This is a genomic window from Aliivibrio sp. 1S175, from assembly GCF_001690985.1.
In the GTDB taxonomy this organism is placed as follows: domain Bacteria; phylum Pseudomonadota; class Gammaproteobacteria; order Enterobacterales; family Vibrionaceae; genus Aliivibrio.
Genome location: NZ_MAJS01000046.1, coordinates 1 through 13078, shown reverse-complemented (window position 1 = coordinate 13078; position 13078 = coordinate 1). Strand labels below are relative to the sequence as shown.

At 39.8% G+C, this 13078-nt stretch carries 5 protein-coding genes; 3 read left to right on the top strand and 2 right to left on the bottom strand.

What is annotated here, in order from left to right; translation table 11 throughout:
* Positions 1–55 precede the first annotated feature (55 nt).
* Positions 56–382, top strand: a complete 327-nt coding sequence (locus tag A6E06_RS12980) for a TusE/DsrC/DsvC family sulfur relay protein (RefSeq protein WP_065591312.1) — start codon at positions 56–58, stop codon at positions 380–382.
* An 18-nt stretch (positions 383–400) separates the two neighbouring features.
* Here A6E06_RS12980 and yccX read toward each other — a convergent pair whose 3' ends face one another.
* Positions 401–673 (bottom strand): acylphosphatase, encoded by a 273-nt coding sequence (yccX, locus tag A6E06_RS12975; protein ID WP_065591313.1) that lies wholly within the window; start codon positions 671–673, stop codon positions 401–403.
* An 85-nt stretch (positions 674–758) separates the two neighbouring features.
* On the opposite strand from yccX, the gene A6E06_RS12970 reads away from it, so the two are divergent.
* Positions 759–2162, top strand: a complete 1404-nt coding sequence (locus A6E06_RS12970) for a methyl-accepting chemotaxis protein (protein WP_065591314.1) — start codon at positions 759–761, stop codon at positions 2160–2162.
* A gap of 182 nt (positions 2163–2344) precedes the next feature.
* On the top strand, positions 2345–3535 hold the full coding sequence (locus tag A6E06_RS12965) for a class I SAM-dependent methyltransferase (RefSeq protein ID WP_065591315.1): 1191 nt from the start codon (positions 2345–2347) through the stop codon (positions 3533–3535).
* Between the two features lie 104 nt (positions 3536–3639).
* Here the strand turns inward: A6E06_RS12965 and A6E06_RS12960 are convergent, their stop codons facing one another.
* Entirely contained in the window at positions 3640–13062 is a 9423-nt protein-coding gene (locus A6E06_RS12960) for a VCBS domain-containing protein (protein ID WP_255312095.1), read from the bottom strand.
* Positions 13063–13078 lie beyond the last annotated feature (16 nt).

Genomic DNA, 13078 nt, shown 5'->3' with positions numbered 1-13078 from the left:
CTAATCTCTATTTGCTAAACTTAAAGAATCGGTCCTAATCATTAAGATAAGTTGTATGGAATTTAACGGTAAGCACATTGAACGCGACGCTCAAGGGTATTTAATGAATCATACTGATTGGTGTGAAGAGTTAGTGCCAATGTTAGCAAAAGAAGAAAATATTGAGCTAACTGACGCGCACTGGGAAGTCATTCGCTTTGTTCGTTCTTTTTATGAAGAATTCAAAACGTCTCCAGCAGTACGAATGCTTGTTAAAGCGATGGAAAAAGAACATGGCCCAGAAAAAGGCAACAGTAAGTATTTATTCCAACTATTTAAATTAGGGCCAGCTAAGCAAGCAACAAAACTGGCCGGATTACCAAAACCTGCGAAGTGTTTATAACACTGAATTCTGGCACGATTAATACATTTTAAAATCACTTAATTCTTGCCATTCCGCATCAGCTTTCTCGACTGAATCGACTCTTGAAAGCTGAGGTCCTTTTTTTAGCCATAGAGCTAGTTTCTCAATATTGTCTTCGTCACCGCAGGCAAACACCTCAACAGAACCATCTTGTTGATTTCGTGCATACCCCGTTAATCCTAATTTTATTGCTTCATGTGCGGTATGAAAACGAAAACCGACCCCTTGTACTTTTCCCTTCACTGCAAATTTAAACGATTTTTGTGACATAGTTCACCTATAAATATTGATTATAATATGAAATTCTTAATTATAAGATAATATGCGCGTTTACCTCATTTTATACGGACTTATAATGAAAGAAAGTGCATTCCGTTGGATAGACCAATACCTTATTCACTTAAAAATCCAAGAAAAATTCTATCTCCTTTTCTTTTTACCTCTTTTGGCTCTTATTAGTTTAACCTTTATTATGAATTCGGCAGCGAATACCATGATGGCGGACACTCTTGAGCACGAAGTTCAATTCGTTGCTTCTATGCTAAATCAACAAAATATATCCCGTGAAGAAGCGGTTACTCTGTTGTCTCAATCTGCTGAGTTTACTGTTAGTACAGGCGAACACAGCGCTTATGTCAATGCGGGTAATTACACGATCAGTGCTAATTCAAACATCACTTTGTGGTCTTCATTAACAACGCTTCAACTATCAATTTTATCTGCGATTATATTAATAATGGCCGTTGGTGTTTATTACATCATGACCTTTATTGGTGGCGCGATGTTCACGATGAATAAAGCATTGGAAACACTTGAGTCTGGCGACTTAACTCAACGAATGAATTTTTTTCCTGTTAGAGACGAATTCAGCATTATAGCCATTACTATCGATAAATTAGCAGACCGTGAACAACAATTGGTTTTAGCTATGCAAGAATCTGTCGCGTTAATTCAACAGATGAGTTCGGAGTTAAGCCAAAATAGTCATAAAAGTTCAGGTGCATCTGACAAGCAACTCGCTCAGCTTGACCTTCTTTCTAGTGCAACCGAAGAGATGGCAACATCAATTCAAGAAGTGGCGAATTACACTCATGAAGCCTCTTCTCAATCAACGGATGCAATGAACTCTGCTCGCCTTGGTCAATCTCAAGTAGATTCTGCCGTAAAAGCGATTCAAGCCTTATCAGAAGAGATCAATCAAGCAGCCAGTGCGGTTCAAGAGTTAGATAACAATGCAGCAAAAATTGATGATGCTGTTGCGACTATTAATGGTATTTCCCAACAAACTAATTTATTAGCGTTAAATGCAGCGATTGAAGCGGCTCGTGCAGGTGAGCAAGGTCGTGGATTTGCCGTGGTTGCTGATGAAGTTCGTACATTAGCAAGCCGAACTCAACAAGCCACCGTTGAGATTCAATCAATGATTGAAGCGCTGCAAAATAACAGTAAATCGTTATTAACCTTAACAGCGAATACGGTAAGTAACGCAGAAACTGGCCAAAAACTAATGCATCAAGTTCATAATGACATTTCAAATATTGCTGATCGCAACAATACAATTTCTGAAAGTAATAATGAAATTGCCACTGCAGCAACTCAACAAGGCGAAGTCGCATCAAGTATTGCCGCAACAGTTGAAGATGTTCGAGTTCAATCGAACCAAGTGCATAAGATGATCAAAGATTCAGAATCTAATATTGAACAGTTACGCTTAAAAGGACAAGATTTAGAATTACTTCTAAATGGACTAAAAGCGTAAATATAATCAATTCTTACCTTTCAATAGCCTTAATATCATGCAGTAATAATTAATTTTATTACTGCATTCTTTTTATCTCTCCTCTCTCTTTTAGATAATTCTCCTGCTCCCTCCTTCTTCGTTTGCTTTTCCTTGTCACATCAAAGAGAATAGCCCCCTAATTTACTCATCAGAGCATCGATATGACTGTTTCAATTTATTTAGTAAAAGGACGTGATAAAGCATTACGTCGTCGCCATCCTTGGATTTTCTCTCGCGGTATTGAGCGTATGGAAGGAAAACCAGAACTAGGTGAAACAGTAGAGATCTATTCAAACAGCGGTGAGTGGCTTGCTCGTGGTGCTTTTTCTCCACAATCTCAAATACGTGCTCGTGTTTGGACTTTTGACAAAAATGAAGCCATCGATAAAGACTTCTTTGTTCGTCGATTAAACCAAGCACAAGGCCTACGTGACGTATTAGCTGAACGTGAAGGCTTAACGGGTTATCGTTTAATTGCCGCGGAGTCTGATGGTTTACCTGGTATCACTATTGACCGTTACCAAAATTATTTTGTATGTCAGCTTCTAAGCGCTGGCGCTGAAGCAACTAAAGATATGTTGGTCGAAGCATTAATCGAATGCTACCCAGACTGTAATATTTACGAGCGTTCTGACGTTTCTGTTCGTAAAAAAGAAGGTCTACAACAACGCACTGGCGTTCTTCACGGTGAAGAGCCACCTGAATCTGTCATCATTGAAGAGAACGGCGTAAAAATTAGCGTTGATATCGTTAATGGTCATAAAACCGGTTTCTACCTTGACCAACGTGACAGCCGTGAGCGTTCATGCAAATACGTAAAAGACAAATCAGTACTTAACTGTTTCTCTTATACGGGTGGTTTTGGCCTATACGCCCTTAAAGGTGGCGCTAAGCACGTTATCAACGCTGATGTTTCTCAACTGGCATTGGATAACGCAAAAAACAACACAGAAATTAACGGCTTTGATTTATCTAAAGCTGAATTCTTAAATGCTGATGTATTTAAGTTGCTTCGTGAATATCGTGATAACGGCACTAAATTTGATGTTGTGATTATGGATCCACCAAAATTTGCTGAATCTAAAAACCAATTGGTTGGTGCGTGTCGTGGTTACAAAGACATCAACATGCTTGCGATGCAAATTTTGAACCCAGGCGGCACGCTATTAACATACTCTTGCTCTGGTTTAATGGATACAGGTTTATTCCAAAAAATTGTTGCTGATGCGGCACTTGATGCTAAACGTACTGTTCAATTTATTGAACGTTTTGAACAAGCAGCGGATCACCCTCTTGATTCTGCTTATCCTGAAGGTTTCTACCTAAAAGGTTTTGCTTGTCGCGTTGTATAAGTATCTAACGTAATTCAAGATGCTATTTAAAAGCATTAAAAAAGGCGAGATGGGTAACCCCTTCTCGCCTTTTTAATTGCGTAAATTAAATGATACTAACCTTATTAATCTACTTTAAACATGTTGAAATCGTTATATATTGTACTCAGAATATCCTGATCGCTCATTGAGCCTAAATCACTAATTCCAAGCGTAGTACTATCAACACCTTCTAATGTTATATCTGTTTGATTTCCTAGTTCATCAGTGACTGATAGCACCGTTTGAGAGTTACCATCATCAATATTCACATTAATGTGTTGCAGCATGTCATCCATGCTTGAGTTCGTTTGAATTGAATCAGGTAATAACTCAGCTAAGTCTAAAATATCAGCTTCTCCATTTGCCGCTACACCATCAACCGCAAAATCAGCAATCGATGTTTGCGCTGGGTCCATTGCGTCTCCGGCCACTTCTCCTGCAAAATAGAAAATATCATTACCGCCACCGCCAGTTAAAATATCATTTTGACCTGATGCGTATAATATATTATCGCTCTCATTACCAAAGGCATCTGAAACGACTAAATGACCTGAGTTAGTTAATGCATTAAGCTTTTCTTCATCTGTCATTGATGCAGTTGGCTCTCCCGCTAAATCATCAAGGGTAATCCCATCTACAATAATGGTTTGGACAGTTGCTCCTGCTTCATTAATATAAATTTCAGTGCTTCCATCGACTTCTGTAATTTGGATTTGAGACGCTAATACTGCTGAATCCCACACTGTTGTTATGTTTGCAATGTCACTTAAGTCAATTTTGTCGCTATCGAGATCAAAATCTTTAATGACATCTCGACCTAAATCACCACCAATAGAGGCATTTGTCCATGTAAACGTATCAGCTGTACCAACATCTGATAAATCTAATGGATTACCAAATAAAAGCTCATCATTGGTTGTTCCCGTTAAAATATCTGAACCAATAGCACCTTGAATAATAGTCGGAGCTGCAACGATCACTGTAATGAGTTGTTGAGTCACCCCTCCTTTTCCATCAGAAGCCTCTATAGTAAATTCATCTGTCGTATCCGCAGCCAGCGCTAACGTACTGCCTTCAAGAAGTATATATGTCCATAGCCCTGCCGCATTAATACTGAGGGTTCCGTAACTTCCCGTTGCTGATGACGTCGATGCGATTTGCCATCCTATTGGATCATTTTCAGCATCAATTGCTGTCAGTTGACCTGTAACTGTTTCTACTACCCCTTCTTTTACATCAGAGGTGCTACTTCCTGATATCACCGGAGAATCATTTTCCCCAGTAATATCGATGGTGATAACTTGCTGTGTCACTTTGCCTGTTGCATCTGTCACATCAATGACTAAAGATTCTTGAGCGCCATCAACACCTATCTCTTGTGCAAGGGAATTATCTAGATCGTATTCCCATTTACCTGTTGTTGGATTAACACTAAATGTTCCATATAAAGGTGTGGATGAGGTTGATACGGTATAACCTATATCTGTACCTTCAGGGTCTAAGTAAGCAATGGTACCTTCTGTATGCAACGTACCATCTTCGACCACTGTTCCTGTTGTTTCTTGCGTAACCCCTGCATCAATAATTGGCTGATCATCATTGCCTGTAACGTTAACCGTAATTTCTTGAGTTACCGTTCCACCATTGCCATCCGCAACTTCAATCGTGAATTTTTCTGTTGCAACAGCATCACCTAAGACTAGGGCTTTATCGTTATCAAGTACATATGTCCACTCACCGTTACCGTCAACCGTTAAAGCGCCATATAACCCCGTAAGATCTCCTGGTGTCCCTGCGGTGTTTGGACCAGAAATAACGGAATAAGTGAAGCTTGTATCGGTAAGATCAACATCAGATACATCTAATTGACCAATAGCCGTTGCTGTACCATCTTCTTCAACACTGCCAATAATGACGCTTGAAACATCAATCGTTGGATTATCATTCTCACCCGTAATATTGATAGTAATGACTTGTTGTATTGTTCCGCCAGTTTGATCTGTAACTTCAATAGTATACGTTTCTTGAGCGCCAGAAATCCCAATTTCTTGAGCTAAGGTGTTATTTAGCTCATACGTCCATACACCATTAGCGTCTACAGTAAAAGTACCATAAGATGATGCCGGTGGATTAATTACATTGTAATCAATCACATCCCCTTCAGGATCCACATAAGCAATTTGACCGGTAGCTGTCAGTGTTCCATCTTCTACTACCGTTCCTTCTGTCACTTGAGTGACTGTCGTATCTATAATCGGATCATCATCGGTGCCGGTAATATTCACCGTCACCTCTTGTGTTATCACTCCGCCTTTGCCATCATCAATCTGAATAGTGAACGTTTCTGTAATAACTTCATCACCGATATCTTGTGCTTTATCGTTATCTAATACGTAAGTCCATTTACCATCTGAATCCACTGTCACTTCACCGTAAGCATCTGATGGCGAATTAGTCACACTAAAATCAAACGTCGTATCCAGTTGGTCAATATCAGAAATATCTAATTGGCCTGATTGAGTTAATACCCCATCCTCTGCCACATCGACAGAGGTAATACTTGTATTAACAACTTCTGGATCATCATTGGTACCATTAACAGTAAAGGTAATATTTTGCGTACTACTTAAGCCATATTCATCAGTGACTTTTACGGTATAAATTAACTCTAAAGAGTCACCCACACCAAGCTGTTGAATTGCCAGAGCTGAATTATCAACAACTAACTTATAATCTCCATTAGGTTCAAAAGTAAGCGTACCTAAAGGATCGCCATTTGATACAACCCAAGAATGTGAATCTGCAGTATCAGGATCACCATCATCCCAATTACCTGTCACTTCAATCGTATTTGCACCACTTACACCGCTGTCTTCTGTTAATTCTGGCGGAACCGTAACGACTAAATCTGGTGCATCGTTTTCACCATTAATAGTGATAGTTATCGTCATATCGGTCGTCGCACCTAATTCATCAGTTGCCGTGATCGTAACGGTATCTGTTAGCGTTTCACCTTTTGATAAGCTATTAACTGTTGGGTTTTCACCATCTACTGTATATGTCCATTTTCCTGTCGCATCATTGACAGAGACAGCACCATAACTGCCTTGTGTACCTGCAGTAACAACGACATTATCACCAACATCTACATCTGAGGTTACAAAGTTACCTGACGTAGTACTGCCGTCTGTTTCCTGAGCGACTCCGGTATCCATTCCTGAAATTTTAGGCTCATCATTTGTTCCCGTAATATTAACGGTGACTTTTTGTTCCGTTTTTGCGCCATGTTCATCAACCGCAAATACAGTAAAGACTTCGGATACAACCTCTCCTTCTTTTAGGCCTTGAATGTGAGCCTCATTATTATCTAAGGTGTAAGTCCACTCTCCGTTTTCATTAATGGCAAATGTTCCATACGTCCCAGTTAATGTTTTAGCACTAAAAGTAACATCATCACTATTTGGATCCGTTGCTGTTAATGTATTGGTATCGCTCGTCTTATCGTCTTCTTTAAGCTCCATGATGATTTGATCATCTTGAGCTATTTCTGGAGGTAAATTAGACCCATCGATCGTGACGGTGATTGTTTCTGTTGATGTTTCACCATAAGAATCGGTTACGCTAACTTCAAAAGTATCTGATAATGTTTCACCTATACCTAATACTTTTACTGCATCTAGACTGGTATCTAATGTATAAGTCCATTTGCCATTAATAAGGATAAGTCGTCCATAATCACCCTGATTATCAGTCACATTCCAAGTATGAGTATCCCCGGTATCTACATCACCATCATTAAGGTTTCCTGAAATCTTGCCGTCTGAATCTATATTTGAAATCGTTCCATTCAATTTACCAGATATATCTGGCGCATCATTTGTACCGGTAACGTCGACCTTGAAAATCATTTCAACGGGATCGCCATTTTCATCGACAACTGTTTTACCAAATTTATCTACCACAGTAACACTGAAGGTATCGGTAACTGACTCACCTTCATTCAGTTGCTGAACTGCTAATGAATTATTATCAAGAACATAAGTCCAATTGCCGTTATTATCTAGCGTTAAGTTCCCATATGAACCATCACCAGTGACAAGGTTCCAGGTTAAATCAGGAGTTAAGCCGGCGACACTGTCTAATACTCCAGTTTGAGTTAATGGACTTCCATCTTCTTTAAATGCAATTTCTTCAATGATGGCAACCGCAGGAGCATCATCTGCCACACCAATAACATTAATATTAATGGTTGAATCGGCACTAACTGCACCTTTATCGTCTTCAACAACAACACGTACGTATTCTTTTTCAATTTGATCCGGCGTTAATGCTTGTACAAGTGGACTGTCATTATCAAGCACATACGTCCACTCTCCTGTTGCTTGGTTTAATGTCAGTTCGCCATAAATACCTTGAATTACTATGTTTTCGCCACTTGAGTCTAGCGAACCTATCTTATTGCCAGTTGCATCAACTAAATACCATGTGTGAGTATCACAAGAATCAGGGTCTACAACTTCTAATTGACCAGATACATCAAGAATACTGTCTTCAACCACTTCACCTAATTCTCCAGTCGCGGTATCTGCAATAATTATTGGCTGATCATTTGAACCAGTAAGAGTCACATTTACCTGAACAACCTTATCTCCACAACTTGTTGACACGGTGACGAACCATTTTTCAGTTACTACTTCGCCCTCACACAAAGCATCAACATAACTCGCGTCATCATTAACCTCATAACTCCACGTTCCATCATCATTAACTGTCAATGAACCAAAAACGCCATCGCTCGTTGAACTAACATCACTTATTGTACAGCCTGCAGGTAGAGTAATAGTTCCAGAATCAACGCTGCCATTACCATCAACCCCCTCTTCAATTGCATCAACGTCAATAACTTGGTCTATATTACCACCACCACCGCCATCATTATCTGTATTCCCAACAACAGTAATAGTTACAGGGAAAGGAACAGAAACACCACCATGAGAATCAGTCGCGGTAACATAAAAAGTCTCGGTACCCTCCTCTCCAAAATCTAAATCATTTGTATCTTTATCAAAATTATCTAATAAATAAGTCCATTGGCCATTTTCATCAATTGTAAATATACCGTAAGTACCATTACCATTTGTTACCTGCCAACTAACAACTTCATCACCTAAATCAATATCGTCAGCAAGAACATTTCCTGATACTTTTGTAAACTGACCTGTAAACTCTCCTGGAATAAATTCTTGGGCGTCTTCAAGAACGGTTGCTGAATTTTCACCAGAGACTACAGGTAAATCATTGGTACCAGTAATAGTGAAATCAATCTGCTCGCTAGTAAAACCACCGTTAGAATCATGCACTACCGCGGTAAACGTCTCTGAAATTTGTTCACCTTCGTTCAATGATTGAATTGCCGCTGAATCTTTATTTATCTCATAACGCCATGAACCATCAGCTTCTAAATAAAACGTTCCATAGTTACCTACATAAGTTCGGTTTTCAAACGTTGTTGTATCTCCGGCATCAATATCAGTAGCAATTAACTGACCAACAACAATATCAGAAGATACATCTTCAATATATTCACCGGTTAACCCACCCGTTATTTCTGGTAGATCATTGGTACCTTGAATAGTAATAACGATGTCATCTGTAGACTCTAATCCCATAGAATCGGTTACCGTTACCGTAAATGTTTCGGTAAATGTTTCATTCGGCCCAAGTGCTTGAATTGCAGCAAGAGAATTCATTAGTGTGTATGTCCAACGACCACTAGAATTCATTGTTAATGAACCATACTGACCGACACCATTTAGTAAGTTCCATGCATGAATATCACCTACATCAGGATCTGAACTATCTAGTTGCCCTTCAATAACCGTTGTTTGATCTTCTATTACTGTCCCGGTTAATGCTCCGCTTAATGATGGTGCATCATTTGTCCCTTCAATCGTAATTTCAATGTCTTTTTCAGAAACTTCACCAAATGAATCGGTTACTTTTACAGTGATGGTATCAACTAGCTCTGCACCTTCTTTTAGCCCATTAACGGTATTGTTACTGTTATTAAGGGTATAGGTCCAATGCCCGTCATTATCGAGAGTAAACTGGCCATATTGGCCTGCCGAACCAATAATTTCCCATTCTAAGGTATCCATTGAATCTAAATCACCAGACTGTAAATCACCTGAGATTTCATTTGGAGCCGTATCTTCTTTTATTTCACCTGTAGTATCACCAATAATACCAGGAGAGCTATTTGTCCCAGCAATATCAATAACCACTTCAATTTGGTTAGTGCCACCTTTACCATCATCAACCTGAACGGTAAACGTATCTTGCACTACCTGCCCTGATGAAATCGCGATTGTTTCTGGTTTTGAGTTATCTAATTGATACGTCCACATACCAGTATTAGGATCGATACTTAATTCACCATAGACTCCTTCTGGGGTGACGATTGACCATGTATGATTATCTAAATGATCAATATCTACCGCAGTCAACTCACCGGTTGCGACATCTTTTCCTGTGGTATTTTCAATCGTACTGCCCGTTGTTGCGCCCGTAATTGATGGTTCGTCATTATTACCAGCAACATCAATAACAATATCTTTTGACGTCGAACCTCCGAAACCATCCGTAACTGTTACCGTAAAGGTATCCTGAACTATTTCTCCTTCAGACAATGACTGTACTGAACTTTTATCATTATCAAGAACATAAAACCATTTACCATTAGTATCTAATGTTAATGTCCCGTACGAGCCGGTACTTGAATCTAACGACCATGTATAAGTGTCATCAATATCTTGATCATCAGGGTACAGTTGTCCATCAATCTCAGTAATCACTGAATCTTCTTCTACAATTCCAGTTAATTCTCCTGATAGCTCAGGAACATCATTAGTTCCTTTGACTGTGACTGTGACTGTAACTGTATCAATAGCACCGTATTGGTCTTCTACTTGAATAATAAATTCTTCAGTTTCACTTTGGTTTTCCAATAAACCTTGAGTCGAGGCTAACGTATTATCAATAGTATATGTCCATCGGCCATTTGCATTTAATGATAATGAGCCATAATCACCTTGTGTATCGGTAAGTAATGTCCAAGTGTGTGAATCTGTTAAATCGACATCACCATCTTTTAATTTACCCGAAACGGAAGCTGCATCATCCTCAGTAATGGTTCTAGTTGTACGTCCACCTATGATAGGAGCATCATTCGTACCTAATACTTCAACCCTTATCTCGATGGTATTCATCCCACCATTACCGTCATCGACATGAATAGTAAACGTTTCAAACTCTTGTTGGTTCTCTGCCAATGCTTGAGTATCACTATTCAACGGATCTAAGGCATATAACCAATTACCATCACCATCAACAGTCATTGTTCCGTACTTACCGGCGCCACCACCATCAACAAACCAAGTATGATCATCAGTAAAATCAACATCTACTGCAGTTAATGCTCCTGTAGCTGTCGGTATAATATCTTCTACAGCAGTGCCTGTTGTTCTCCCTGTAATTTCAGGTTGGTCATTAGTGCCCTCGATAGTTATTTCAACAGTATGTTGGGCATAACCGTTATTACCGTCACCAACGACGACGACAAAACTTTCAACGACACTTTCTCCTGCAGCAAGAACTTGAGATTCAGTTCCATTAAGTGTATACGTCCACTTACCTGTCACTGAATCTACTGAAAAACTGCCTAATTTCGATTCAGAGGCCCCAATCACAAACCAATTATGCACATCAGATAAGTCAACATCATCAACCGTTAATGTATCTGAAATAGTTAAGATCTCGTCCTCTTTAACGGTTCCGGTATCATTACTGTCGACAACACTTGGTAGATCATTGGTTCCTTCTAAAGAAATGATAATCTCTTTTTGATCAGTGCCACCTTGTCCGTCATCAACCGTAACAATAAAACGATCTTCTGCATTTTCGCCTTCTGCAAGCTGCTGAGTGATATCTAATGAGTTATTGATGGTATAAGTCCATTTACCGTTTGCATCCACCGTAATTGAACCATAAGAGCCAGTTGCCGGCAGAACTTCCCATGTATGGGTATCTGAAAGGTCTACATCGTCAACAATGAGTTGGCCTTCTGTTGTTTCTATTGAATCTTCTTTTACGGAACCTAATAATTGCCCTGATAATTCTGGATCATCATTAGTCCCATTAATTGTAATTTCAACGGTTTCTGTAATTACACCACCAGCACCATCGCTTAATTCTACGGTGTAATATTCTTTGATTGGGTCATCACCTGCACCAAGAGATTGAGCAGCGTCATTATCTAATGTATATACCCAAGTTCCTGTACTCGCATCTAATGTAAATTTACCATAAGTACCGGTATCTGAACCTACGATATCCCAATTAAACGAGCTTGTTGCATCTTCATCTGCAGCGGTTAACGTGCCTGTTGTCGTTAATTTTGTATCTTCGGTAACATCACCTACAATATCGCCACCAATAACAGGAACTCCATTGGTACCAACTACGGTGATTACGATTTCGATCGTATCTGTACCACCTTGATTATCATCAACGGTAACAATAAATTTATCTTCGACACTTTGACCTTCGGTTAATTCTTGTGTTGCTGCTAGTCCGTTATCTATGGTGTAAACCCATTTACCCGTAGCAGGATCTATCGTAATCGAGCCATAAGTGCCGTTATTAGTATCTACACTCCAACCATGAACATCGATTAAATCAACATCATCGACAGTCAATTGACCTTCGGCCTCTGATTGAGTTGCGGTATCTTCTTTCACTAGACCAGTAGACTGACCTGACACCACAGGCTCATCGTTTGTGCCTGTAATCTCAATGGAAATGGTTTCTGTTGTTAAACCACCTTCTCCATCCTCAACTTGAATTTGATATTCAACAGTATGTCTTTCACCATTTGCCAAGGCTTGAACTTGCGCTGCGGTATTATTTAGGGTGTATTCCCATTTACCAGAGCCATCGGGATTCGTTGTTACCGTAATTGAACCGTATGGATCAGTATTAGATGTAAGTAATGTCCATGTATGCGAATCTAATGTGTCTACATCATCAACAAATAAATCGCCACTGGTGCTAAGTGTTGTTTCTTCGACAACACCACCAGAAATGATAGATGAACCTGAAACTACTGGAGCATCATTGGTGCCCGTCACTTCAACGGTGACGGTATGTGTTACGGTTCCACCGTTGCCATCATCCGCAACGATGTCAAAGGTTTCAGTTTTGACTTCACCATTAGAAATGGCTTGCGTTCCCGCCAGTGTATTGTCTAACGTGTAGGTCCATTTGCCGGTTGCATCGACGGTTAATTCACCGTAAGTACCTGCGCCATCTGTCACTAACCACGAGTGTGTATCGGTAACATCGGCGTCTGTTGCATCCAATTGGCCTGTCGCTTCAGCCACGGTATCTTCAACAACGGAGCCTGTATCTGTTCCGCTGATGGTTGGGCCATCGTTCGAGCCCGTCACCGTAATGGTGACTTCT